The organism is Bacillus carboniphilus (assembly GCF_020524035.2).
Taxonomy (GTDB): Bacteria; Bacillota; Bacilli; order Bacillales; family JAIVKR01; genus Bacillus_CC.
The window spans coordinates 2,463,875-2,489,947 of the sequence record NZ_CP129013.1; the positions used below are offsets into that span (position 1 = coordinate 2,463,875).

At 35.3% G+C, this 26,073-nt stretch carries 24 protein-coding genes and 1 pseudogene; 5 read left to right on the forward strand and 20 right to left on the reverse strand.

The window, feature by feature from the left end; all coding sequences use genetic code 11:
• Positions 1-46 precede the first annotated feature (46 nt).
• The 12 genes from icmF to LC087_RS12650 form a co-directional block, all read right to left on the reverse strand.
• Positions 47-3,286, reverse strand: a complete 3,240-nt coding sequence (gene icmF / locus LC087_RS12595) for a fused isobutyryl-CoA mutase/GTPase IcmF (protein ID WP_306019621.1) — start codon at positions 3,284-3,286, stop codon at positions 47-49.
• Positions 3,287-3,395: 109 nt separating this feature from the next.
• Positions 3,396-4,535, reverse strand: coding sequence for an acyl-CoA dehydrogenase (locus tag LC087_RS12600; protein WP_226541448.1), 1,140 nt, complete (start codon positions 4,533-4,535; stop codon positions 3,396-3,398).
• Between the two features lie 25 nt (positions 4,536-4,560).
• Entirely contained in the window at positions 4,561-5,700 is a 1,140-nt protein-coding gene (locus LC087_RS12605; protein ID WP_226541446.1) for an acyl-CoA dehydrogenase, read from the reverse strand.
• A gap of 52 nt (positions 5,701-5,752) precedes the next feature.
• Positions 5,753-6,604, reverse strand: a complete 852-nt coding sequence (locus LC087_RS12610; RefSeq protein ID WP_226541444.1) for a 3-hydroxybutyryl-CoA dehydrogenase — start codon at positions 6,602-6,604, stop codon at positions 5,753-5,755.
• A gap of 81 nt (positions 6,605-6,685) precedes the next feature.
• Entirely contained in the window at positions 6,686-7,864 is a 1,179-nt protein-coding gene (locus LC087_RS12615; protein WP_226541443.1) for an acetyl-CoA C-acetyltransferase, read from the reverse strand.
• A 332-nt stretch (positions 7,865-8,196) separates the two neighbouring features.
• Positions 8,197-10,308 (reverse strand): (Fe-S)-binding protein, encoded by a 2,112-nt coding sequence (locus LC087_RS12620; protein WP_226541442.1) that lies wholly within the window; start codon positions 10,306-10,308, stop codon positions 8,197-8,199.
• A 431-nt stretch (positions 10,309-10,739) separates the two neighbouring features.
• The gene (locus LC087_RS12625) at positions 10,740-11,312 is read right to left on the reverse strand and encodes a DUF1697 domain-containing protein (RefSeq protein WP_226541441.1); all 573 of its coding nucleotides are present in this window, start codon (positions 11,310-11,312) and stop codon (positions 10,740-10,742) included.
• 195 nt (positions 11,313-11,507) lie between these two features.
• Entirely contained in the window at positions 11,508-11,870 is a 363-nt protein-coding gene (locus LC087_RS12630) for a hypothetical protein (RefSeq protein WP_226541440.1), read from the reverse strand.
• A gap of 421 nt (positions 11,871-12,291) precedes the next feature.
• Positions 12,292-12,618, reverse strand: a complete 327-nt coding sequence (locus tag LC087_RS12635) for an AbrB/MazE/SpoVT family DNA-binding domain-containing protein (RefSeq protein ID WP_226541439.1) — start codon at positions 12,616-12,618, stop codon at positions 12,292-12,294.
• Positions 12,619-12,728: 110 nt separating this feature from the next.
• Complete coding sequence (locus tag LC087_RS12640; RefSeq protein ID WP_306019622.1) at positions 12,729-13,364, reverse strand: MFS transporter; 636 nt, start codon at positions 13,362-13,364, stop codon at positions 12,729-12,731.
• Positions 13,330-13,815, reverse strand: coding sequence for an MFS transporter (locus LC087_RS12645; RefSeq protein ID WP_371932699.1), 486 nt, complete (start codon positions 13,813-13,815; stop codon positions 13,330-13,332). Before LC087_RS12645 ends, LC087_RS12640 begins: the two co-directional genes overlap by 35 nt.
• A complete protein-coding gene (locus tag LC087_RS12650; RefSeq protein ID WP_306019623.1) occupies positions 13,722-13,925 on the reverse strand; it encodes a hypothetical protein in 204 nt (67 codons plus the stop codon). Before LC087_RS12650 ends, LC087_RS12645 begins: the two co-directional genes overlap by 94 nt.
• Positions 13,926-14,206: 281 nt before the next feature.
• Here LC087_RS12650 and LC087_RS12655 point away from each other — a divergent pair, with 281 nt between their 5' ends.
• Both LC087_RS12655 and LC087_RS12660 read left to right on the forward strand, forming a co-directional pair.
• A complete protein-coding gene (locus LC087_RS12655) occupies positions 14,207-15,436 on the forward strand; it encodes a tetratricopeptide repeat protein (RefSeq protein WP_226541436.1) in 1,230 nt (409 codons plus the stop codon).
• Between the two features lie 529 nt (positions 15,437-15,965).
• A pseudogene (locus tag LC087_RS12660) lies at positions 15,966-17,379 on the forward strand (DHA2 family efflux MFS transporter permease subunit).
• A 751-nt stretch (positions 17,380-18,130) separates the two neighbouring features.
• On the opposite strand, the gene LC087_RS12665 reads toward LC087_RS12660, so the two are convergent.
• A complete protein-coding gene (locus LC087_RS12665; protein WP_226541432.1) occupies positions 18,131-18,544 on the reverse strand; it encodes a restriction endonuclease in 414 nt (137 codons plus the stop codon).
• Between the two features lie 142 nt (positions 18,545-18,686).
• Positions 18,687-18,896, reverse strand: a complete 210-nt coding sequence (locus LC087_RS12670) for a hypothetical protein (RefSeq protein ID WP_226541430.1) — start codon at positions 18,894-18,896, stop codon at positions 18,687-18,689.
• 357 nt (positions 18,897-19,253) lie between these two features.
• Here LC087_RS12670 and LC087_RS12675 point away from each other — a divergent pair, with 357 nt between their 5' ends.
• The 3 genes from LC087_RS12675 (at position 19,254) to LC087_RS12685 (ending at position 21,813) form a co-directional block, all read left to right on the forward strand.
• Entirely contained in the window at positions 19,254-20,486 is a 1,233-nt protein-coding gene (locus LC087_RS12675) for a hypothetical protein (RefSeq protein WP_226541428.1), read from the forward strand.
• A 161-nt stretch (positions 20,487-20,647) separates the two neighbouring features.
• Positions 20,648-21,382: a hypothetical protein gene (locus LC087_RS12680; protein ID WP_226541426.1), complete on the forward strand. Its 735-nt coding sequence runs from the start codon at positions 20,648-20,650 to the stop codon at positions 21,380-21,382.
• Positions 21,383-21,396: 14 nt separating this feature from the next.
• Positions 21,397-21,813 carry a hypothetical protein gene (locus LC087_RS12685; RefSeq protein WP_226541425.1) on the forward strand — a complete coding sequence of 139 codons (417 nt, stop codon included), beginning with the start codon at positions 21,397-21,399 and terminating at the stop codon, positions 21,811-21,813.
• Between the two features lie 625 nt (positions 21,814-22,438).
• Here LC087_RS12685 and LC087_RS12690 read toward each other — a convergent pair.
• The 6 genes from LC087_RS12690 to LC087_RS12715 all read right to left on the reverse strand — a co-directional run bounded on the left by LC087_RS12690 (position 22,439) and on the right by LC087_RS12715 (position 26,071).
• Positions 22,439-22,819, reverse strand: coding sequence for a hypothetical protein (locus tag LC087_RS12690; RefSeq protein ID WP_226541424.1), 381 nt, complete (start codon positions 22,817-22,819; stop codon positions 22,439-22,441).
• Complete coding sequence (locus LC087_RS12695) at positions 22,816-22,974, reverse strand: hypothetical protein (RefSeq protein ID WP_226541423.1); 159 nt, start codon at positions 22,972-22,974, stop codon at positions 22,816-22,818. Before LC087_RS12695 ends, LC087_RS12690 begins: the two co-directional genes overlap by 4 nt.
• 214 nt (positions 22,975-23,188) lie before the next feature.
• Positions 23,189-23,698: a hypothetical protein gene (locus LC087_RS12700; protein ID WP_226541422.1), complete on the reverse strand. Its 510-nt coding sequence runs from the start codon at positions 23,696-23,698 to the stop codon at positions 23,189-23,191.
• Between the two features lie 13 nt (positions 23,699-23,711).
• Positions 23,712-24,479 carry a hypothetical protein gene (locus LC087_RS12705; protein ID WP_226541421.1) on the reverse strand — a complete coding sequence of 256 codons (768 nt, stop codon included), beginning with the start codon at positions 24,477-24,479 and terminating at the stop codon, positions 23,712-23,714.
• Between the two features lie 370 nt (positions 24,480-24,849).
• Positions 24,850-25,443, reverse strand: coding sequence for a hypothetical protein (locus tag LC087_RS12710; RefSeq protein WP_226541420.1), 594 nt, complete (start codon positions 25,441-25,443; stop codon positions 24,850-24,852).
• A 181-nt stretch (positions 25,444-25,624) separates the two neighbouring features.
• On the reverse strand, positions 25,625-26,071 hold the full coding sequence (locus tag LC087_RS12715; RefSeq protein ID WP_226541419.1) for a riboflavin biosynthesis intermediates N-glycosidase: 447 nt from the start codon (positions 26,069-26,071) through the stop codon (positions 25,625-25,627).
• Between the last annotated feature and the right edge of the window lie 2 nt (positions 26,072-26,073).

The following is a 26,073-nucleotide window of genomic DNA, read 5'->3' on the forward strand; positions in this document are numbered from 1 at the left end:
CCGCTTTGATGTCTTACAAGTAGATCTTTTAAAACCTTCAAAAAAGTTACATATTCCTTCTGTATTGTCCCCCAACCTCATATAAAGCATTTGTAATTTGTCCTAAACTTGCTACTTTGACCGTTTCCATAAGTGCTTCAAACGTATTCCCACCGCTTATTGCCGTTTGCTGCAATTGCTTAAGAGCTTCCTCACATTCATCTCTATGCTTCTCTTTAAACTGATCAAGATTTTGGATTTGCTCTTCTTTTTCTGCTTTTGAGGCTCTGGCAATATTCATTTGATCTGCTTGATTAGCTTTTGCATGTGGATTTAAATAAGAATTTACACCGATGATTTGATGCTCACCACTATGCTTTTTCATTTCATAATACATCGATTCATCTTGGATTTTTCCTCTTTGATATTGACTTTCCATTGCCCCTAAAACACCACCACGCTCATCTATTCTCTCGAATTCCTGTAGCACAGCTTGCTCAACTAAATCAGTTAATTCTTCAACAATAAACGATCCTTGAAGAGGATTTTCATTTTTTGTTAAGCCATGCTCTTTTGTAATAATTAATTGAATCGCCATGGCTCTTCTTACCGATTCTTCAGTTGGTGTTGTAATGGCTTCATCATAGGCATTCGTGTGAAGAGAGTTACAATTATCATGTAGTGCCATGATCGCTTGTAATGTCGTTCGAATATCATTAAAATCAATTTCCTGTGCATGCAAAGATCGACCCGAAGTTTGCACATGATATTTTAGCTTTTGACTTCGTTCATTGGCGCCATATTTATCTCTCATCACAACAGCCCATATTCTTCTTGCCACACGCCCAATGACTGTATATTCTGGGTCCAATCCGTTACTAAAAAAGAAAGATAAGTTAGGAGCGAAATCGTCTATATCCATCCCTCGGCTCAAATAGTATTCCACGTATGTAAAACCATTGGCTAACGTGAAAGCTAATTGCGTAATCGGATTCGCTCCTGCTTCAGCAATATGGTAACCAGAAATGGACACGGAGTAATAGTTTTTCACCCGATGATCAATAAAATATTGCTGAATATCTCCCATCATTCTTAAAGCAAATTCCGTTGAAAAAATGCACGTGTTTTGACCTTGATCCTCTTTTAAAATATCCGCTTGAACCGTGCCTCTTACCGATTGGAGTGTATACCTTTTTACGTCCTCTTGCTCCTCTATTGTTAACGAGCGATTTAGCTTTTTTTGTTTTTCCATGATTTGCTGATGAATGGCTGTATTTAAATACATCGCTAAAATCGTTGGAGCAGGTCCATTAATTGTCATGGAGACAGAAGTCGTCGGTGAGCAAAGATCAAAACCATCAAACAATTTCTCCATATCATCTAACGTACAAACGCTGACACCACTCTCCCCTATCTTCCCATAAATATCAGGACGAATATCAGGATCTTCTCCATATAACGTAACAGAATCAAAAGCTGTGCTTAACCGTTTCGCTTCATCCTCCTTCGATAAATAGTGAAAACGCTTATTGGTCCTCTTTGGGGTCCCTTCTCCTGCAAACTGCCTTTTAGGGTCCTCTTCTTTTCGTTTAAAAGGAAAAACACCTGCGGTGAAAGGGAAATAACCTGGTAGATTTTCTTTATACAACCACTTCAATAGTTCACCTTCATCTTCGTATGTAGGAAGACTAATTTTAGGAATAGATAATCCTGATAAAGACTCTGTCGTTAAAGAGATTGTGAATTGTTTCTCTTTTCTTTTGAACGTTAACTCTTTCTTTTTATATTCCTTCGATTTTTCTTGCCAAAAATCTAAAAGCTTTTTAGACTCACTTGTTCGTTTTTTCTCTAGTTGCTCTTTTAGTTGTACGAGAAGTTCTATATGAGATTCGTCTACTTTATCTTCTTTTAATAATTGAATTGTACCTTTTAGTTGAAAAATCCGTCTGGCGAGTTTGACTTGCTCTGAAGCATTATTGTGGTAATCTTTCACTGTTTTACTGATTTCTCTGAGGTAAAAACGTCGTTCTGGAGGAATAATGGCCTGCTGCCTTGTCATATCTCTTTTTTGTTCTATTTTTACGTCCCATTCTTTCTTCTTTTTCTCATTGATCAATTTCACCAAATGTCCAAAGGCGATATTTGTTCCAAGATCATTGAATTGACTTGCGATCGTCCCAAAAACAGGCATCTCATCTAACGTTTGATCAAAAAGTCCATGTGAGCGTTGAAATTGTTTCTGTACCTGCCTCAACGCATCTTCTGATCCTTTGCGATCAAATTTATTAATAATGACCATATCCGCAAAGTCAATCATATCAATCTTCTCTAATTGTGATGGGGCTCCGTATTCACTTGTCATGACATAGAGTGATAAATCACATATAGTTGAAACTTCTGCATCACCTTGCCCGATTCCACTTGTTTCAACAATAATTAAATCATAGTTTGCCGCTTGAACTATTTTGATTGCCTCTCGAATCGCAAGGGAGAGTTCTGAACGAGATTTTCGAGTCGCTAAGCTTCTCATATACACTCTTGAATCAAAAATAGCATTCATTCTAATTCGATCTCCTAAAAGAGCTCCACCTGTCTTTTGCTTAGATGGGTCAATCGACAAAACAGCCACTTTCATATCCGAAAACTTAGTTAAAAACCGCCTAATCATCTCATCAGTTAGTGAGCTTTTTCCCGCACCACCTGTACCTGTTATTCCTATAATAGGCGCATGATGAGACACCGTGTCCATTCCTTGTAAAGACAGGCTCTCTGCTGCTTGTTCATCTCTTTTTAAGTTCTCTGCTATTGTTATATATTTGGCAATAGAAATGACATTCCCCTCACTCAAATGTTGGAGCTGCTCTGGGTCTATGGTCTGGTTATCACACTGCTCAAGCATAAGATTAATCATGCCTTGCAATCCCAATTGTCTGCCATCTTCAGGAGAAAAGATCTTTTTTACACCATAATCATGTAACTCCTTTATTTCACGAGGTAAAATGACACCACCTCCTCCACCATACACATGAATATGGGAAGATTGATTTTCCTTCAACAGATCAATCATATATTTAAAAAATTCTACATGACCACCTTGATAAGAGGATATAGCGATTCCTTGAACATCTTCTTGAATAGCAGCAGTAACAATTTCCTTTACAGAGCGATTATGCCCTAAATGAATGACCTCTGCTCCACTTGACTGAAGAATCCTTCTCATAATATTAATAGATGCATCATGCCCATCAAACAAACTAGAAGCTGTGACAAACCTAATCGCATGTTTCGGTTGGTATACAGTTGTCAATTTGCAAACTCCTCCTTTTCTTTTTTGAAAAACTTGGAGATACAGAGTGTGAAAAAAGGCAGTAAAAAAAGAAACTAATCTAATTACTGCCCTATTCATAAACACCCTTTTATTTTGTTAACATTCTTGAGATCACGAGTTTTTGAATCTCCTGGGTTCCTTCATAGATTTGCGTAATCTTCGCATCTCTCATGAATCTTTCAACTGGATATTCCTTTGTGTAGCCATACCCACCAAATACTTGAACAGCCTCTGTCGTCACTTTCATCGCCGCATCTCCAGCAAAAAGCTTCGACATCGCGGATTCTTTTCCGTAAGGGAGTCCTTGAGACTCTAACCATGCTGCCTGATAGGTTAATAGTCTAGCAGATTCAACTTGAGTCGCCATATCAGCTAATTTAAAACCGATTCCTTGCTGATGAGCAATTGGTTTCCCAAACTGGACTCGTTCTTTTGCATATTGAACAGAGGCGTCAAGTGCCCCTTGTGCAATCCCTACCGCTTGGGCAGCAATACCGTTTCGCCCACCATCTAGCGTCATCATAGCAATTTTAAAGCCCTCTCCTTCTGCTCCTAGAAGGTTTTCTTTCGGAACTTTACAATCTTCAAAAATAATTTCGGTTGTTGGAGAGGAACGAATCCCTAACTTCTTCTCTTTTTTCCCTACAGAGAAACCTGGAAAATCAGCTTCGATAATAAATGCACTTTGTCCTTTATGCTTTTGTTCTTGATCTGTTATTGCAAAAACAACATAAATATCCGCAACTCCGCCATTTGTAATAAAGATCTTGGAGCCGTTCAAAATATAATGGTCACCCTCTAGGCGAGCTGTTGTCCTCATTCCACCAGCATCAGACCCTGAACCAGGCTCTGTTAAACCGTAAGCACCAATCTTTTCTCCTTTCGCCATTGGCTTTAAATATTTATGCTTTTGTTCTTCTGTTCCAAATTTATAAATAGGCCAGCCAGCTAAAGACGTGTGTGCAGATAAGGTTACACCTGTTGAGGCACACACGCGTGATAGTTCCTCTACTGCGATTACATAAGCTAAATAATCACTGCCAATTCCGCCATATTCCTCTGGCCAAGGAATTCCCGTTAAACCTAACTCTGCCATTTTATTAAAAAGCTCTTGGTCGAACCGCTCTTCCTCATCTCTTTCAGTAGCCGTTGGTGCAACTTCATTTATACTAAAATCTCGAACCATTTTTCTAATCATTTCATGCTCTTCTGATAGTCTGAAATTCACTTTGATTCGCCCCATTCAATCATAATTATTTCGACAATAATGCCTTGTTAATCACTATTTTTTGAATTTCACTCGTACCTTCATAAATTTCGCATACTTTGGCATCACGGAAGAACCGTTCAACAGGATAGTCTTTTGTATAACCATAGCCTCCAAATATTTGTACGGCCTCAATCGATACATTCACAGCCGCCTTAGAGGCTAAAAGCTTTGCCATCGATGCTTCTTTTCCACACGGAAGATCTCTTGCGCGTAGATCGGCGGCTCGATAAGTCATTAAGCGAGCCGCTTCGATTTCTGTTGCCATCTCCGCCAGCTTAAAGCCGACCCCTTGTTGGGCTGCAATTGATTTACCAAATTGCTTCCGTTCTTTTGCATAGTTAACGGAGTGGGTTAAGGCTGCTTCCGCAATCCCGAGCGATTGAGCGGCAATCCCAATCCTTCCAACATCAAGGTTCGCCATCGCAATCTTAAATCCTTCTCCTTCTTTACCTAATAATTGCTCTTGTGGTATCTTGGCATCTTCAAAAGATAGTTGTACCGTTTTCGAACCGTGTAACCCCATCTTTTTTTCATCTTTTCCGATCACAAACCCTTCGGTTTCTTTTTCAACAATGAAGGCGGATATTCCTTTACTTCCCTTTTCCTCACCAGTTCTCGCAAACACAATATAAGTATCTGCTTCCCCGCCATTTGTGATAAACACTTTCGATCCATTTAACACATAGTGGTCCCCTTTATTAACGGCTCTTGTTTTTAAGCTGGCCGCATCTGACCCTGAACCAGGTTCTGTTAAACAGAACGCACCCAAGTAACGACCTGTCGCTAATTTAGGGATATATGTTTGCTTTTGTTTTTCAGAACCAAAATAAAGAATCGGATTTGTCCCTACCGATGTATGAACAGACAAAATGACCCCTAAGGTCGCACTTACCTTGGATAACTCATGAATCGCAAGAATGTAAGAAACAAAATCCATTTCAGACCCGCCGTATTTTTGAGGAATTGGAATCCCCATAAGACCGAGCTCTCCCATTTTTCGCACTAAATGTTTAGGGAAATTCCCTTTCTCCATCTCGTTGATAAATGGTTCAACTTCATGCTTAGCGAAATCTTGAACCATCTTTTTCATCATCTGTTGTTCGTCAGTTAAACAAAGGTCCAATCCCACCACCCCTTTACTATTCACTACAAAAGTTCCGTGACCTAAACTATGATTATTCGTAAATGTAGAAGCCTCTCTTTGTTTTTCTACCTAGCCAACCTGCTTTTACATATTTTTTCAAAAGCGGACAAGGACGGTACTTGTCATCACCAAAACCGTCATACAAGGTCTCCATAACATACAAACAAGTATCCAAACCAATAAAGTCAGCAAGGGTAATCGGTCCCATTGGGTGATTCATTCCTAATTTCATGACCTCATCTACCGCTTCTTTCGTAGCAACACCTTCGTAAATCGTATAGATTGCTTCATTGATCATTGGCATAAGCACCCTGTTTGACACAAAACCAGGAAAATCATTTACTTCTACTGGTGTTTTATTTAGCTTTAATGTTAAATCGTGAACGATTTGATATGTCTGTTCTGACGTTGCTAACCCGCGAATGATTTCTACAAGTTTCATAACAGGAACCGGATTCATAAAGTGCATCCCTATGACGTTTTCTGCTCTTGTTGTCACCGCCGCGATTTCAGTAATTGGAAGAGAAGATGTATTCGTTGCTAAAATAGTATGCTTTGGTGCAATTTCATCAAGTTGCTTGAAGATCGACTGTTTAATCTCCATATTTTCAACAGCTGCTTCAATTACTACATCAGCATCCTGCGCATCTTGAAGAGAGGCTGAAATCTTGATTTTCGTTAAGATTTCATTTACTTGGTTTTGATCCATCTTCCCTTTTTGGAGCTGTTTAGATAGCTGCTTTTCTATTTGACTCAATCCAATTCTTGCCTTTTCTTGACTGATATCATTTAAAATAACGTTAAATCCAGATGAAGCAAGAACTTGAGCAATTCCAGAGCCCATTTGCCCTGCCCCAATAACCATTATTTGTTTTAAACTCATGTACTTCTCCCCTTATTTCAAAATGAAACGTTATTGACAGACACTAGCCGTTTTTTTGTGTGTGGCAAAAAAACCGCGTACTTATACTTGAACCATGATGGCATCACCTTGGCCACCACCACTACAGATTGCAGCAATCCCGATACCGCCCCCACGTCTTTTTAACTCGTGAATTAACGTAATGATGATCCTTGCACCACTTGCTCCAATCGGATGTCCAAGAGCAACTGCCCCACCATTTACGTTCACTTTTTCTTCCTCTATCCCAGCAATTTTAAGACTCGCTAATCCAACAGCTGAAAAAGCTTCATTCACTTCAAACAAATCAATTTCTTCAGGAGTTTTACCCGTTTTCTCTAAAAGTTTATTAATGACTAATCCAGGTGTCTTGGGGAAATCTTTCGCTTCAACTGCTAAAGTTGTATGATCAACAATCGTTGCTAGTGGCTGTAAGCCTTTCGCTTGTGCTTGTTCTTCATTCATTAACACAAGAGCAGCCGCTCCATCATTTACACCAGGAGCATTACCAGCTGTAATAGTGCCATTATGCCCAAATACAGGCGCTAATTTCGAAAGCTTTTCATAGGAGGTATCTTTTCTTGGAGCTTCATCTTGATTGACAATCATTGGGGTTCCTTTTCGTTGTGGAACCTCAACTTGAATGATTTCATCATCAAATATTCCAGATTCCATTGCCTGAACGGCTCTTTCATGACTTCTTACAGCAAAACGATCTTGTTCTTCTCTCGTAATCTCTAACTCTTCCGCCGTTAAGTTTCCGTACTCACCCATATGTACCCCTTTAAAGCTACAGGTTAAGCCATCATTGACCATCAAATCTTTAACCGATGCATCTCCCATTCTTAACCCCCACCGTGCTTTTGGTAACATATAAGGAGCATTACTCATCGATTCCATCCCACCAGCAACTACAACCTCGTGATCTCCTAATCGTATGAGTTGATCAGCTAAGGTCACACTTCTCATTCCAGAAGCACATACTTTATTGATCGTTTCAGTCGTCACTTCCCATGGCAAATCTGCATTTCTTGACGCTTGTCTTGATGGAAGTTGTCCTTGCCCCCCTTGTAATACAGTTCCTAAAATGACGTGGTCAACAGCATCTGCACTTACACTCGCTTTTGTTAATGCTTCTTTTATAGCCATCCCCCCAAGCTGTGACGCTGTTAATGAGCTTAAGCTTCCCCCAAATTTCCCAAAAGGTGTACGTACACCACTTAAAATTACCGTTTTCGCCATTTCTCATATCCCCTTTGTTTTCGTTATTATAGAAAGCGTTTTCATAAACCTTACCCATCCGATACAAGATACGTCTATATCTTGTTATGTGTTTAAATTTCTATCATTCTAAAACATTTTGAAAACACATTATAAAGTATGGCTAAAGGAAGGTAAAAATACCTTCCTTAGCCCATATAGCTCAAGTTTTCAAGCAAGGCTAACGCCTCGCTCTTCTCAGACAGATTCAGTAGCTCCTCACAGTATGTCCCGTTATCTCGCCTAATTTTCGGGTTCCATGTTAAAAAAGTGAATGAACCTTTCATGTGACAAGCACATCATTATTTTCTTATTTAAGATGCCATTTCGGATGAATCACTTGTTCCGAAAATCGATTTCTCTAAAAGCTCTGCAACATCATAAGTTCCGACTTTTTCTTCTACCTCTTTTGCTTTCGTACCATCACTTAACATCGTTAAACAGTATGGACAGCCAGAGCTGATAACCGTTGGATTTACTTCTAGCGCTTGTTCAGTACGCGAAACGTTTACACGACTTCCCGTATCTTCTTCCATCCACATTAATCCTCCACCAGCTCCACAGCACATGCCAGTTTCTCTGTTTCTATCCATCTCTACTAGCTTCACACCAGGAATCGCTTTTAAGATTTCACGAGGCGGATCATAAACTTCGTTATATCTTCCTAAATAACAAGAGTCGTGGAAGGTGATTGTTTCATTTACTTCGTGATTAGGTTTTAATTTTCCTTCTTTCACAAGATCCATTAACAGTTCTGTATGATGATAAACCTCTGCTTCTAAACCGAAATCTGGGTATTCATTTTTAAATATATTGTAGGCATGAGGATCTGTTGTAATAATCTTTTTCACACCATTTTTTTCAAACTCTTCAATATTTTTTGTCGCTAGCTCTTGGAATAAAAATTCATTTCCAAGACGGCGAGGTGTATCTCCAGAGTTTTTCTCTTTGTTTCCTAAAATAGCAAATTTCACGCCTGCTTCATTTAATAGTTTAGCAAACGACAAAGCTATTTTTTGACTTCGATTGTCATAGGATCCCATTGAACCAACCCAGAATAAATAATCAAATTCTTCACCCGATTTTTTCAATTCTTTAACGGTCGGTACGTGAACATCTTCCCTAGCCTCACGCCACGTTTCACGTTCTTTTCTATTTAATCCCCAAGGATTTCCTTGACGTTCGATATTTTGCATCGCCCGCTGAGCATCTGGATCCATTTTCCCTTCTGTTAAGACGAGATAACGGCGTAAATCAATAATCTTATCCACATGTTCATTCATAACTGGACATTGATCCTCACAGTTACGACAGGTCGTACAAGCCCAAATTTCTTCTTCCGTAATGACTTCACCGATAAGGCTTGGATTATACATAGAAGTCGCTGCTGCTTCTTGTGAGGCTGCAGACATTTTGGCAATTTGATTTCCTTGAGTGTTGGAAAAAGCCATTGCCGGAACCCATGGTGACTTGGAGGTCACTGCTGCCCCTGTAAAAGTTAAATGATCACGTAGCTTAATAATTAAATCCATTGGTGAAAGCATTTTTCCTGTTCCAGTAGCCGGGCACATGTTTGTGCAACGACCACACTCCACACAAGCATATAAATCAACTAATTGGTCTTGACGGAATTCCTCAATTCTACCTACCCCAAATGTTTCTTGCGTTTCATCTTCAAAATCAATTTTCTCAAGTTTACCAGGGTTCGATAAACGGTTTAAGAAAACGTTAGCAGGTCCTGCTAATAAATGAGCGTGCTTTGATTGAGGAACATACACTAAAAATGTTAGTAAAATTAATAAGTGAATCCACCAAGAAATATAAAAGATGGTGATAGCAGCTCCTTCAGGTATAGAGCTAAAAATAAAGGCAACTCCTGAAGCAATTGGCTCAGTCCATGATAATTCATGACCGTGCCAAATTTTATCCATTCCATTCCCAAGTAGTACAGATAACATTAATCCGCCAATAAAAATAAGCACAAGTCCAGCTTTGAATCCTCGTTTTAAACGAACAAGCTTTTCAATATAGCGGCGATAAAACGCCCAAACAACAGCCACTAAGATTGTAAACGTGACGATTTCTTGAAAGAAAGTAAACGCAGGGTAAACCGGTCCTAAAGGAAGGTGTTTCCCAGGCACCAAACCTTTAATGATAAAATCGATCGCCCCAAATTGGACAAGAATAAAGCCATAAAAAAACATGACATGGATGGCTCCACTTTTCTTATCCTTCAATAGTTTTTTCTGACCAAAAACATTCACCCATATTTTTTGCAAACGTTCCTTCACTTTATTATCAAACTCTACTTTTTTACCAAGTTTAATATATGCGACTCTTGTTTTAACCAAGTAGACAAATAAAGAAATGCCGTAAGCGGTTACAAGTAAAAATGCGATGAAGTTGATCCAAAGTAGCACGTTCATTAAGATCCCCCTTTGTTGTTGTGAATTTACATAACTCCCTATGTCAAAAAAATAAAATTTTCTGACGTCTCCCTACTCCCATTATATAATGAATGAGCATTCAGTCAATCCTTTGAGACATTTTTTTCATAGAGGATTGTAAGTTTATTGCTTTATTGATGTTCATTTATTTTGATGAAGTAAATTTTGTTCATGGTACTTTTATGGGGATATTCATGACCTTAGGATCTTGGTGTGGTTCTATTTTTGCTCTATGAAAAGGGTAAAATATTTGAGAATCTTGTTTATTTGCATTTCAATTATTTTAGTTTGCAAACATATTTTTGATTATTTAAAAATGATTTAACCAGAATGGTAATTTAAGTGCAACTGCAGAAAGAAAATTAAGAAACATTGTTCCCTAAACAGTTCAAACTCTTTTTCCTAAAACGTCAATTATATGATTTTTCATCAAGTTCTTCAACCATACTTAAAAGTTTATTTATTGTCCTCCAATTACGGATAGTTGCTGGAACATCAAGCTTTGTTAAATTATTGTTAAGCTTAGAGTTTCGAATACTGTCATGAAATAAAAGGTAGACATCTCTCCCTATTATGACGCAATGTTCTTTATTATTTGTATAAGATAAGAGTTTATCTTTACTGACCACTGAAGGTGCTTCTGGTAACATAGCAACATACAAACATTCGCCCTTTGCTGAATCAGATGCACTTGAAATATCTTGTTCATTAAAAGGTAGTCCATAAACAATTCCATGAAGTTGTTTTGCCGTCCTGATAACAACAGTACTTACCACTCCAAAATCTTCTTTAATTTTATAGTGGATTTTCTTTTGTAAACTCTCTTCTGATTCCTCGGACTCAAAGAGAATATTTCCACTTTGAATATATGTTTTGATGTTCTCTAGACCTAGTTGTTTAAGTGAATTCTTTAATTCTGCCATTCTTATTTTATTATGTCCTCCAACGTTAATCCCTCTTAGTAGTGCTATATATCTAACCATCCTAACTCTCCCTTCATTTAGCTTTTTAATAGATAAGACACGTTTCACATTATTTGAGGTGTTGTGATTCTTGACACTTACCAGTTATGTGATTCTTATTCCTAATAAATTCTACAGTCGTTAATGTCTTAGTTGTAAAACTTCCATCCTTATATGCCTTTTAACAAATTCTTTTTCAGGAGAAAGTAAAATGGCTCATTTAATACAATAAGAATCAATTCTTTGTAGTTCATTTTTTTCATTAAAAATATAGACATCACAGGCAGAAACAAAAGATAGTTGTTCACCATTGCGAATAAATTCAGCTGTTCCATTTACTGCAACACAGTTTTTTTCAGAAATTATATTCAAAGTAGTGAAATTTGTCGTTATTGTTTTGAAATAATTTGAAGTTTGTTTGCATTTTTCTATCACAGCTTCCCTGCCTACTAAGGTTTTTTCACCAACAATATTCCATTCAATCATTTTTGACAAGAATGGGAAAGTAGGCTCGAAATTCCCTCTCGAAAATGACTCTGCTATTTGTTTTTGCTTAAGAACAAAGCTTTCTGAAGTCATAGTTCACATCCCCCTCGAATAATTAGATAACCTTTATTACTTAATTTCTTCAAATTCTCTTTTAATCCTGTATATCGTGTTTCGAGCAAGTCTATTTCATTCAGTTGTTAGATAATTAATTACTGCAATTACAGCACTTAAACAAACTTATGTACTGTTTTTTATAAGATGAACAACCATATATTTTATTCCAAATCACTCTGGGAATTCTTACATAAAACTTGATTTGCATACTTTCTTAATACTTTCTCTATAAAGCCTACTGCATTTTTTCTCACTTGGTAATGTTATTTGAATAAATACTTCATCACCCATTATTAAGGTAACAGTTGGTACATTTCATCTCTCTATCTAGAAACATAGTAATCTTCCCATTTTCTTTTCAGTCGTATTCAAAATCATATCATCATATTAAGGTGTTTTACGTGTTGCCTTTCTCTTTCTCCTCTTTAAAAGCCTTATATATCAGAGTGTTTTCAATGCGTTCAATCTCTTTTTTGAGATAGTCAATTCCTTCTGTGCTCACAGATAATTGACCATTACACAGATCAAAAAGGTAGTTCGATTTTTCGCCAGTAACTATACAAGAATCAGGTGGTTCATCATATTTCTTAAGTACAATAGAATCCTCATCAATAAATATTTCCAAAGGATCATTTAGCTTTATATCTAATCGTTTTCGTATTCCGCTAGGAAGGGTAACTCTACCTAATCTATCCATTTTTCTGCTCATAAAAGAAGTATCCATTTAATGTTCCTCCTATGCTGTATATAACAATAAATATGTGCGCACTTACTTTAAAGTTTAGACAAGATACCTTGTCACTAGTCCCGATACATATTAAACTTGTGGGACTGTTAAACTTCTAAACTAGATTTCTGCACCATTTTCTTTTGATGTTCTACTTTAAAATAAACGATGCAACTTAAAAAAATGAATACTACACTTGATAAATACATGAGCCCATATCCTATGTAATTAGCGATTAATCCAAGAATAATGGCTCCTGAAGATATTCCAATGTCAATCCCCATAAAATAAGTAGATGTTGCTGTTCCTCTTTTTTCATTTGGAACCAACTCTAACATCGTAGCATGTAAACTTGGAAGGATAAATCCGAAACCTAATCCAATTAGTAATGCTGAGATCTGGAAGGTAAGTGCTGATTCAGTTAAACCTAGGAACAAAACCCCCATAAATGAAAAGATAAATCCAGGATATACTACATATAAAGAATTCAATCTATCTGCAATTTTACCTGATATAGGACGTGACAGGATTAAAGCAATGGACATAATCCCTAAAAAATAACCTGATAAATCAACATTCCCTTTTTCTTGAGCATACAATGAGATAAAAGAGACAATTCCTCCATAGATAATATATAGAAGTCCTGATGCGATTGAAATTGGCAAAACCTTCACCTCAAAAAACTCTTTCCATTTGGTTTTTGATGTTTTATTGCTTTCTTCTTTTTTTAGTTGAGTTCTCATTCAATTCTACTTTGATAAAGTATCCAAGTAGTAAACTAAGAATGGCAAAAGATGAACAAGTAAGAAACAAAATATTGTAGTTAAAGATTTGGAGTATAAATAAACCTAATAGTGGGCCCACAATCATAGCAATGCTTGCAAATGAACTATAATATCCCATTCCCTCAGCTCTACGTTCTTGCGGGATAATATCTGCTGCCATAGTTCCAGAAGCTGTTGTAGCCATACCAAATCCAAACCCATGCACAAACCTTAAAAAGAAAAAGAAAAGAAGTCCTTTGATACCTATATAGAGGAACATACATACTGCAAATAACATTCTAGCAATCAAAAACACTTTTTTTCTTCCATATTGATCTAGCCACTTTCCAGATAAAGGACGAGAAAAAATCTGCGCGCTGCTGAAAATAGACCAATAATAAGACCTACGTGCTTTTCTTCCCCATTCAATATTTCTACAATAAACAGAGGCATAGTAGGTAATAACATATAAAAACTTCCATACATAAAAAGGTTACTAAGGGATAGGAATATAAAATCTTTCGTCCATAGTTTTTTCAAAAAATCTCCTCCTCTATTAAAATATATCAAATATATAAACAAAATTAAATATATAAAATATATTGACAATTTAATTTCAGAATATTAAACTAATTATATTACATATGGAAAGGGGTGGATTAATATGATGAAATTTACTACTTCTACTGTAGACAAACTTCTTGCTCTTTTCCCATAATATTTAATGGCCTACAAAATAGTGAATCCTTTTATTTGAGTGAACTCTCTTATAAGGGGATTCACTATTTGTTTTATATTTTTAAAAATAAGGAGGAATATATATGGACAATGCGTTTATATCAGCCCTTTTACATATTAAAGAAACAGATCATTTATCTTCTATTTGGACAAGAGGCGTTTGTAGAACGATTCAGTACCAAATTCCTTTTCACTTAGGACAAGTACTTGAACCTTCAACTCTAATCGAGGCATCAAAAGTAATTCCTATAGATACAAGACATTTGATGAATTTAGAATATGAAACAGACGGTCCAATGCTTAAAATTAAGCAAGAAATTGAAAATAGTTCCTCTTTATCTTCACTAGAAAGATTAATATTGTCCTATCGCTTAACGTATCTAGCACGATTTGATTTAGCCGCTTCTATGCATTCATTAGTGGATATTAACAAGCTTACTGCAGAAGAACAAATTCGACATTACCTATTAAAGTTTGTTTTATTAAATCGCCAAGACCAAACCAACAATGTTGAAGAATTTACGAAAATGAAGAATTTATTTGAATCTCATCTGCTTCCAAACTACTTGTTCTTAACCATTGCTTCAAATGCAATCGTCTGGGAACTAAAGAAAAAGAGTATTGGAGAAAGTTTATTTAATTGGTTTGTAGAAAAGGGCTTTAACATCGTTGATGACATGGGAGATGGGAAAACCTTTACTGATCATATTGCTTTATCTCAATTTTTCCGAGCCTATGCTATGATACCAGCTGAGTCACTCAAAATAAATGAAACAAGAGAAGCTATGAAGAAATCCCTATATTTTGCTGAGTTAGCTGACCCTAAAAATGATTGGGAAGAGTATCGAAAATCTGATGCAATTAAAACGATTTATGAATCTGAAATAAAAGAACATATTTTTGTATCGAAAAATTTAGAGGAAGCTGAAAAATCTGGACATCACCTATTAAAGTTAGATCCGAATTGGAGCATATCATACCATGAAATGGCAGATGTGTACTTTGCCAAGAACGAGATAGAAAAAGCATTAAACATGTTTGAAAAATCTCTGGAAGTTGGGCTTCCTCGACTTGTTTTCACACAATATATGATCGGATATTGTTTGGGGACTTTACAACGAGAGGAAGAAGCAATAGAGGCATTCAAGAAAACATTAAATTTAGATCCAAATAACATTTCATCTGGAATCAATGGATATAATTTAGCACGGAAGATGAACCACAGTACTGAAGGGTATTTTAAATCCATTCTCGATGAATGGACTCACAAAGGAATCTTAAATGAAGAACATAAAGAGTACATACATTCATAACCAAGAGAAATTTTTTGAAAATAAATTGAGATGATTCTCTCTCCTTTTAAGGCGAATCATCTCAATTTACTTTTTTGAAACACACATACATATTTATGCGTGGTTTTTGTTAAAATAATCTATTTATTACTAAAAATTCATAGGAACTACACATCCCAAAATAAACATGATAGTCCGCTCTGAAAAGGACACTTATATCAATATCGTTTTCTTCTAAAAGACCTTTAATATCAACGTCTTGTTGATCCCCTTCTAAATCTGCATACACAAGTTGTTTAGATCTATTTTTTCAATCAGTGATCAAAACAGTATGACCACTTACCACGATAATCATTTTCAACCCTTAGTCACTTAACTTAAAACTTCCATTTTCTTCGCCCTGCTTTTTGGATTGGATTGGATTGGTTTTTGTCAATTACTATTAAAAAATAAGACACAAGTCCTTAAAGCATTATATTTGTATTTATAAGAGAAATCAGGTTAAGCTATACCAGAATATTTTCAAATCAAGATTAGGGAGCCTAAAAAAATGATAAAAAAAGAAAAAAATCAATTAATCATAGTCGTTCTTTTGCTTGCAGGGGTTTTTATTGCGATCTTGAATCAAACATTAATGATTACTGCAATCCCTCCAATTATGGAAGAAATGAACGTTACTGCAAATAGCGCACAATGGCTGACTACTGTCTTTATGCTAGTAAATGGGATCATGATTCCCATCAGTGCCTTTTTATTAGAAAAATTTACGACAAGACAGTTGTTTATCTCTGCTATGAGTGTATTTACAGTGGGAACGGTTATCACTGGAATTGCGCCAAATTTTGAAATCCTCCTTTTAGGAAGAGTCATTCAGTCTGTTGGAGCAGGAGTCTTGCTTCCATTAATGACTACCGTATTTTTACTCATCTTCCCAGTCAATAAGCGTGGTGCAGCAATGGGGCTTGTCGGCCTTGTGATATCCTTTGCTCCAGCCATTGGTCCAGCATTATCAGGGTGGGTTACATCTCAATTTTCATGGAGAGTATTATTTTTTATTATTTTGCCTATTGCTCTTATCGATATTATCGTTGCATTCCTTTTTTTTAAAAAATGTCACTGAGGTTTCTAATCCTAAATTGGATGTTCTTTCAATCCTATTGTCTTCATTTGGTTTTGGCGGGTTACTTTATGGATTTACAAGTGCTGGAAACTACAGTTGGTCCCATTCCGCTACGTTACTTTCACTCATAATTGGCGTTTTATCGTTGCTTTTATTTATTTTCCGTCAATTAAAAATGAAACATCCTATGCTCGAATTCCGTGTTTTTACGTTTTCAATCTTCCCATATGCCATAGCAATTGGAATGATCAGTTTTATAGCCTTATTTGGAGCAGAGACAATCATTCCACTCTATATGCAGAATATGAGGCAATTTTCTGCCTTTGAAGCAGGTCTTGTTTTATTACCGGGTGCACTGATTAACGGGTTGATGTCACCCATTGTTGGAAGTATTTTCGATAAATTTGGTGCAAGATGGATGGTGATGATTGGCTTAATCATCATGACCGCTTCATCATTTGCGTTTACAACTTTAAGTCCATCGACAACGCTGACTTATCTTACTGTCCTCTATGGGGTTCGAATGTTTAGTATTTCCATGGTTATGATGCCTGTCGCAACAGCTGCTTTGAATCAGTTACCAAAAAGACTAATTCCACATGGGACAGCCATGGATAATACGTTGAAAATGATAGCTGCTTCGGTAGGAACTGCTATTCTCGTTACAGTTATGACCAATACGGCGGATTCAGCAAAACAAAGCTCGAACATTCCCTATCCGGACATATATGGAGCAAACATTGCTTTTATGGTCCTTTCCATCCTTTCCTTATTAGGACTAATTCTCTCTTTTTTCGTTAAGTATCATCATCAAAAATCAGAGAGTGGGAAAGATGAGAGATGACAGAGGAACGTACCATCTATTAAATTTTTTAAAACCTGATTCCTAAATAAAAAACAAGGATAATAAGTGGTGAAATTTCAATACCAGATACCTAGACGATTTCAGAAGTAAGATGGGTGAACTTAAAAACAGCGGATAAAATTAAGCCATATTATAAATTTTTCAATGAACTAATCATTCTCTTTCATTAGCTGGATCTGAGTCAAATTTTCGGACACAAAAAAGTTAGTTCACTTTAATACCTATGCTCGAAGAAAACTTGTTTTATTTTGACGCTTGACAGGGTCCCTCCGCGGGCATGATTCTGTTGCCGAGAAACCAGATGCTCCGACATCGGCATCGCCAAAGGAGGCTATCATGCCCGCTACCCCTATAAGGCATAGTGACAGGGTTCTTGCTGTAGTCCGCAAGATTATTTACAAAAATAGGTAAAATAATTTCATATAAACTCTAAATGTGTTCAATAACTTAAATCTCTTTAGGTTAATGGACATTGATTAAGTTACGAGTTTCTGAACACGAACAAAGCTTCCAAAACCTTATAATATTTTCAATTCGTTTGTGTTCTAAAACTAAGGGTTTCTGAACAAAACAACTTATTAACCATTTAATAGGATTAATCCTGCGGACTAGAACAGCTACCCTGTCACTACCCCATAAGGGTTGTTCCTGTGTTTTTTGCTAGTTCTTTTGCGGATTTTGTGAAGTAGTTATTGGTGATAACCCATGCGTCTAATGCATTGTAATAAGCTTAAGCGGATGCGATTTCTTGTATTGCTTTGATTTCTACTTTATTGAAATATCGTTTTGCCTGAACAACAATTTTTTCTCCATCTTTTGAAATGATCAGATCTGCTCCAAGATCATTACTTGCTTGAGTAACTTTCACTTTGTACCCAAGACCTTTTAATAGAGCAGCTAAATAATACTCAAATTGATAACCATTCATTTTACCAATCTCTCGAATCCCACTATTGCGAAGCTTTTTCTCATATCTCGATTGTTCAAGCGTTTTAATCATTTGACTTAGGATGATGACCGATAAACCGCTATATATCGTATATGAGACTGACCTCGTATATAGGTATGTCCCTGCGACAACGACAATTGTAACCAGTTTTGTCAGACTAACGTCTTTTTTCTTACGATATTTTTTTCTCCTCATTAGCTCCTCCTTCATTCTTCCCTTTCAGGCTCTTTAATCAAAAGTTCAAAATATACTTCAAGGAAAATACCGCACATAATTCTACTTATGTGCTGAAAAAAGTTACCTTTAAGCAAAAAAAGAACGCTATTATGTTAGCGTCCTATCCAAACGTTTTCTTAAGGTACATATTAACGTTTAACCCACGTCTTTTTGCCTCTCGCCAAATTTCACCTCCATTATCATAACTTCTTGTACTGTATTCGCCATGATCAATGACTATATCTAGGGTTTCATCTATAGTTCTTTCTATCTCTATAATTTCACCATCACCATATTTATGTTCTATAAGAATTACCGGATTTTCATTCATCTTTACATCACCTTTGTTCATATAATTACGACTATGAGTTGCATATTAATAAGTAGCTGCCTTTAATGCTTGACATTACTTTGCGGCCTAGAACAGCTACCCTGTCACTAAGCCAAATAAGCATCAAAGATTTTTTAGTAATTTTAAATAATTAACAATATTTCTCATATTATGGTCAACCGAATCCATTTTTTCAGCTATTCTCCACAAAAAGTATGCAATGAATAACAAAGAAATTGTTTGTAAATATTTGTTTAATTTTTCCAAATAAATCCCTCCGATCTCTTGAATTCCCTTATATATTCCATTATACTTTACACTGAAAGCATTAAAAATTAAAAAGGAGTGGTTGTAGTTTTGAAAAAATTGTTTGGTTTGTTACTTTTGTCAATGGCGTATTTTATAGTTTTTCCTTTCGCTGCATATGCAATTAACGATGAAGAACTTGGAGAAATTAGGTTTATGACAGAAAAACAAGTCCTAAAAAACGTTGAGGATGTCAAAGATTTTCTGAAAATACAAGATAACACTTTAGTAATTGAAGGAGATGATATTGATCGTGATAAAATTAACAATGAAATTATTCAAGACAAAAAAATACCATCATTAACCAAATATGATAATACTAAAAGTAAGAATCTAAATTCTCCTAAGAAAATTTCCCCACCAGAAAACAATTTGAAAAACGTCGTACCTACTAAATCTGTAACCACTCAAATTACTATTCATAATATTTATGGTAAATTAACTTTAGATTATGAAACAGTATCTTTCCCTAACGATTCTACCAAATTTGAAGTAAAAAATATCATGAATGAATATTTAAAAGATAAAGAGAATAATCTAAAAGAAGATAAAATAAATATGTTTATAGAAGATATGAAAGAAATTTATGAGAACCCTAATAAAACTGTGAATACAAGTTTACAAACAACCACCCAAGGTGAATTCCAAGGAATTGTAAGAAAAACTGTATGGGCATGGGATACTTGGTATCATCACGATATTTCTGAACAAGTGTTGGTAGGTAAAGCAATAACCGATTATAAAATATATGATAACGGTGGTACTGAATCTGATTATGACTATTTTAGTGTAGTTCAGGATACACAAGGATGGACAGGTAAAGGATATTACAGCAATGAATATTATCAAACTGTGACTAATGCTTTTCAGACTGATATTGATAACTATTGGGTAGAGGATAAATTATATGATTGGGCACCTGATACCGATGATGTAGAGTTAAACAATGGACAAGATTATTCTTTTAACTTCGGTTTCCCAGCATCTTTATCTATCGATTTCGAATGGAACGCTCCTAGTGGTATCAAGATGCGTGGTGAAGGTGACAAAACAAATGGTTATTTTACTAATTTCTTTTACACCCCGAGTGGAGGGGATTTTGATAATGATGGTTCCTTTACGCTAGAAAATGGAGCAAATTACAAATTAGATTGGTCAATGGTAGATTCTTCTTACAATAGAACACTTATTTTGGACATACTTACTCACTTTAGAGGTTACGTTATTAACGAAGATGTAATGCAATGGTATTCTGACATTGATGTATTACATTATGATTATTGATAGGTATATACACTTCTAACACATCTAATTATATAACTAGCTATCACTAAAAGGGCATATTCCGTAAGGAAAAGTTCATTCATCAATTTCAGAACTTTTCCTTATCTTTTTTTCTTGTTTAGTACAACATATACTGAGTTTTAGCATCATAATAAGAAGGCTTGTGTGCGGTTAGTCTTATAGACATATATTATGAACCTAAGGAAATAACTGCTATTGTTAAGACAACAAGTGCTTTTCAAGATATAGATAAGGGGTCTGACATATCTAAGGTGGCTTCACCTTCGAATGCACCACCTGGATATGGGTATCTACTTACTTATAATGCCTTTATACCACTAAATGATGCAGTTAACCCTTTTTGTGCAGCCCTAGCAGTTACTTGTATCAATGGTAATTATAAGTTTCACGGAGACGGTAGAGGGTTTTCTGTATGGGATCAAGATGATAAATTTAGGGTTCGTTCTACTGTGTGGTTAACAAAAACCCATAGTGGGAAAAAGTATATTAAACAACGAAGAGAAATTGGTGAGACAATAGGATATGATATGTTTGGAAGAGTAAATGATAGAGATACAGCTCCAATTTCTGATATTCAACTAACTTACAAAAATACTACATCTAGTAACTGGTATCATAGAGTAGAGATTGCTTCTAATAATCCTCTTGCTCCTCTTTCACCAGATATTAATGTGGAATATTATTCAAGAGTAAATGTAAATGGGTCAGGCTATCATAAAGTTGTTCATGACCGAGCTCCTTCACATGAAATGTATCTTCATAATTATCCAGGAGATGATTATTATGTACTATATCGACATTCTCATGAAGGATTTAGGTTTTTATACCCTGTCTCTAGAAAAGAAAAAGAGATATATAATGATCCATTCTTTTAAAAGAGGGAAAGAAGATGACTATAACAAATATTTTAACTAGAAAATTTTTTGTAGGAATAATAGTATTAATATTATGTTCTTCAATATTTCTTCTAAATAGTTTACTAATGGGGATTGATATTTTAGATGCTTTATTTTATATCGCTTTGTTTGCAATTCCAATTCTTTTGTTTTATGCACCTTTGTGGTCTACTATTTCAGAAATATTCGTAGACAAAAGAGTCAAATATAAAAAAAATAGTACAATGCTTATCCTGCATGCTCTTGGTGGGGCAGTATTACCTTATCTATTAGCGGCTGTTTTCAAGCCAGAAGACTTTTTGAATTTTCTAAAAAGTAGTTCTTCTATATCTGTAGTTCTTGTAGGAATTTTGTTTTCTCTATTATATATGCAGGTTGATCGCTTGTTTCTAAAATTCAAGCATAGATAGTGTTACTTTCCATGAAATCCGAGTTTCCACTCCTTTAAAAAATGAAGGATAGTGGTCACTCGGTTTTTTAATCTAGGTCTTGATAATGGAATAAAGTTTGATCAAAAATCTTTTAAATCCTTTTCTATTAGCATTTACATTGGAAAATTCTATTTAAAACGGTTCGTCTTTTTTCAAAACGGTTAAACTTTTATATAAACGATCAAACTTTATTACAAATGATCGATCTTTATTATAAATATATAATGTGTTTACAATTAGGTTGGTTAAATTCACCAGTCTATGTCCTATTTTTACACGTATCTCCCTGGTACCCCTTTAAGATGTGTGGAAGTTGTTTGTATAAAAAAGAGTTTTGGTCTACACTCCAAAACATTCATCGTTTACCCCAAATAGAATAAGAAATCAAATTTAATTCTAAAATATTACATTTAAAAACTGGACTTATCACCATAGGAGGAGTCTGCCCTTTTTTAATGATTAATTCAAAATAATGGTTATTATATAGAGGGATCTAAACAAACTAACTGATTTCCTATCCAATTTTTCATTTCATTATGAAAAATCGAGCGTATCTCACTAATAAATTCCAAATAATGCATGCGAATTTTATGCTATGAATAATTCAGGGTAATTGTTTAAGAAATTTCATAAACAATACAAAAACGGTTAAAAAAACAATTAAGGATAGTAGAAAAATCCCATACAACCTAACGTTTTTTTTATCTTCATTACTTCCTATAATATATTTTACAATTACACCGAAGACCAGCGATACAATCTGTATGATAATAATTGCTAAAAAGACATTGTTACTAACATCCTCTACAAAATTATCAAATATAAAGGCTATACTCAAAGATACCATAAAAAAAATAAATGAAAATGATATCAACTTTGCTGCCAAATCTCCTTGTAAGAAAAGTTTTATTAAAAATGGCATTACTATAACAGATATAATAAAAAACACAAAGAATTGAATCATGATTTTTTCTCCTTTGATCATTCATCCTCTAATCCCAAAGCTTTCGAAAAACTCCAACCAGTAGTACTATTAATTATGCTATATCCCACACCAATGCCAACACCTACTGCTCCGACTGCCAATGCTGGTGCACCAATAAGAGCTATTCCAACACCCACGCCGGCACTTATTCCCATTAGGGTTCACGTACCCCTTTTTTGTCTATAATCGAGCTTAGCATACGTTCTGCACGAAATGATACGGTGCATCCTATTTGTAAGTGGCTCAAAAAAAGAATTCTTGCCGCACCCCTTCAATCATAAAAATCCTAATTTCCCAGATTTAAACTGAGAGCAATTAGGCTTTTTCAGTATTAACAAACCATAAATCACAATTTTCTTGCTGAAGCCATTAAATACTTAATGAATCTCTTAAAATTTTATTTTCTATTTCATTAAGATTATCTATGACAATCAAACATAGATTGTTTTGTTCATCAAACCCAAAACTAACCCTATCATTGGTTATTATTAAATTAACCTTAAAATTATCAGAAAAGAAGATATGCAACACATTATTGCTATATCCAACTTTAACTTTTATTATCTCATCCTCAAATCTTTTTTTTGGCCATCCACTAATATTGAAAGCTGGTAATCCTTGTTGAATTCTAATGTCATCTCCAATATTTTCTTTTATTTCATTTCTTACATCCTGAATAATTGTTAATGTAATAGAATTTATTAATCCATCATTTGGTTCAATTCCAATTTCTAGTAAGGATGTTTTGTCTGTCGCCCTCCAGTACAAATTACCATTTCCTTTTGGCCTATCAGTATGCCAAGTAACATTAATTGGAATAAACTGATCTATTTCTAAATGTTCTCTAACTGGTTCAGTTACATAGGATAGTTTTAGCAACTTTATTCCTCCTTTAAGGTCTAAACACCGCATGTTTTACTACTGGGAATTGACCAGGACCCCTTGGTTTACTGAATATTAATTCCCATTGATCAATATTCATTATTTCTTCAAATTTAATTCCTTGAACTGGAGCATGTTCTACTGCAGAATTAAAACTTTTTAACATTCCTTGTTCTGTCATGCCTCTACCATGTGAATAATACCTAGTTTCTGAATATTCAACCATGTGCTTAGTTGCATTCGCATGAACCCAAAATTTACCATTATCAGTTGACATTTCAAAAGATTTTGGAATATTAGTACCAGGATTCACCGGTTGAGTAGCTTTTATTTTGTTCCAAACAGTTTTGTTTTTTGCTGTACTTTTAGCAAAACCAACTCCATATTTTGTTTCTTTAAGGCTATCACCAAAAGGAAGTATGGATACTAAACTTATACCTGCATTCTTAAATTCTCCTTTTGCAAGAAAGATACCTGCGTTAAGTAAGTCTGCTCCCAAAGCAATACCTTGAACAATCGGACTGGCACCCATTGGAGTAGATCCGGCCATTCCTAAAACATCTAACCCCTTTTGTATCCTGTCTCCTGCTGACTTACTTTTTTCAGCATATGGTGCTCTCCAAGTAAATGTACCATCCCCTTGATGAACGGGAATGGCTACATGAGCTTTTCCATCTTGTCCGATATAGGCAGGCGCATGTCCTGTTGGATCAATATAATTAACTGGATTATTGGTCGTATACGAATACAAATGTTGTGACCAAGGATCATGAGCCACACCTTTATACGTATCTTGAGAAATAAAAATAGAATCACAAAGGTAAACAATCCTAATATAAATAGAAAATAAAATCTCACAATTTTTTTATCTTCTTCATCACCGGTAAAATATTTAATAATCATGCTTATAAATATTGAAATAGGTAACATAATCATTAGTGTCCAAATAATATAGTCATCAACATGATAGTCAAAAAATATTTCTGCCCCTAAAATAAAGTTTACTGCTACAAAGAAAAAAGCAATTGAATAGCCTAATATTTTTGCAACTATATCACCTTTATAAGACCATTTTATTAATGATGGACTTACTATTAGAGTTATAATTAAAAATAACAAAGATTTTATCATTTCAACTCTCCTTAGTCTTATTCCAACCCTATCTCTTTAGAAAAACTCCAACCTGTTCGACTATTTAAAACACTGAATCCTACACCAATTCCTATTCCTACCCCTGCAACTAGCAAAGCGGGTGCACCTGTCGCAGCTAACGCAATACCTGCTCCAGCCCCAATGGCTGAAACGGCTACATTATTAAATGCAGAAGCCTTCAAGTTGAAACCATCTAAACTTCCATTGTTAGTTCCATAGAAGACCGCTGCATCCGCTGCTACTCCAATCCCTGGACCATAAGTAAATGACTTCCCTGCATTTAAAGCTAAGTTTTTTACATCTTTTACTCTTTTCATCCGTTCTGGCATATTCCAGAATTTTTTATTTCCATCATCGCCTATCCAAGTATGCATTTTAGACGATACTGTACTCCACTTACTTTCTGGAAGATCGGGTATAATTTTCTCCACGACTTTACCCATCAATTCAGCAGCAATACCTGAACTAAATCCAGCCCCCACAGCTACCGTCGTAGCATGTGCTTCTGCCCATTTTGCCGCATCTTTTACTGTAACGATGTGATACTTACAATTCCAAGTGGTGTGTGCTAAACTATTCATGTCCTTCAAAGGGACATACCTCCTTCTATGGTGAAATGGAGTGGTCGGGAAACCAACTTTATCCTACCATGAAGTGAGGTTTTTTTAATACCACGCTGTAAGCTTTCCTGAACCCCCGGCATAGCCAGGGGTTTTCAAAACCACTAAAAAAAGAACTTGAAAGACGTATAGTCATTCAAGTTCTAAAAACTTAGTTTGATATATTATTTCTTAACTGATCTCGCACTTCCATTAAGATTTTCCCTAGCATGTTTTTCCCAGATCCATCTTTTCCGCATCCCCAATAATAATCATTTGAGGTTTTTTCAACAATAATCTTATTTCCTGTTGAAAGCAAAATTTCTTGTATATCATTATTAGTCGTAAACTTACTTAATACAGCCAACCTCATAACATCATCTTTAACTTCCTCCCAATCTGTCCTTAGTGGCTTATTTCTATCTCTCCCCATAATGGCCGCTTCCATTGGAGATACTGCCCGTCTAATTTGTTCTTCATAATTGGTACCAGCAAATTTTTGTGCTTGAAAATAGTGTTCACTAGTCAACCAAAATTGTTTATCGATCTCAAATCCATAAGATGAGAAATTTGAAAAACAACCGTATTCATCGTTAACCTTATAAAAAAATACCTTCATAT

Excerpts from the sequence above, each read along its gene's own strand:
- LC087_RS12610 (WP_226541444.1), bottom strand. The coding sequence starts at position 6,604 with ATGAGTTTAAAACAAATAATGGTTATTGGGGCAGGGCAAATGGGCTCT.
- LC087_RS12615 (WP_226541443.1), bottom strand. The coding sequence starts at position 7,864 with ATGGCGAAAACGGTAATTTTAAGTGGTGTACGTACACCTTTTGGGAAA.
- LC087_RS12620 (WP_226541442.1), bottom strand. The coding sequence starts at position 10,308 with ATGAACGTGCTACTTTGGATCAACTTCATCGCATTTTTACTTGTAACC.
- LC087_RS12625 (WP_226541441.1), bottom strand. The coding sequence starts at position 11,312 with ATGGTTAGATATATAGCACTACTAAGAGGGATTAACGTTGGAGGACAT.
- LC087_RS12630 (WP_226541440.1), bottom strand. The coding sequence starts at position 11,870 with ATGACTTCAGAAAGCTTTGTTCTTAAGCAAAAACAAATAGCAGAGTCA.
- LC087_RS12635 (WP_226541439.1), bottom strand. The coding sequence starts at position 12,618 with ATGGATACTTCTTTTATGAGCAGAAAAATGGATAGATTAGGTAGAGTT.
- LC087_RS12640 (WP_306019622.1), bottom strand. The coding sequence starts at position 13,364 with ATGAGAACTCAACTAAAAAAAGAAGAAAGCAATAAAACATCAAAAACC.
- LC087_RS12655 (WP_226541436.1), top strand. The coding sequence starts at position 14,207 with ATGGACAATGCGTTTATATCAGCCCTTTTACATATTAAAGAAACAGAT.
- LC087_RS12665 (WP_226541432.1), bottom strand. The coding sequence starts at position 18,544 with ATGAGGAGAAAAAAATATCGTAAGAAAAAAGACGTTAGTCTGACAAAA.
- LC087_RS12670 (WP_226541430.1), bottom strand. The coding sequence starts at position 18,896 with ATGAATGAAAATCCGGTAATTCTTATAGAACATAAATATGGTGATGGT.
- LC087_RS12685 (WP_226541425.1), top strand. The coding sequence starts at position 21,397 with ATGACTATAACAAATATTTTAACTAGAAAATTTTTTGTAGGAATAATA.
- LC087_RS12690 (WP_226541424.1), bottom strand. The coding sequence starts at position 22,819 with ATGATCAAAGGAGAAAAAATCATGATTCAATTCTTTGTGTTTTTTATT.
- LC087_RS12695 (WP_226541423.1), bottom strand. The coding sequence starts at position 22,974 with ATGGGAATAAGTGCCGGCGTGGGTGTTGGAATAGCTCTTATTGGTGCA.
- LC087_RS12715 (WP_226541419.1), bottom strand. The coding sequence starts at position 26,071 with ATGAAGGTATTTTTTTATAAGGTTAACGATGAATACGGTTGTTTTTCA.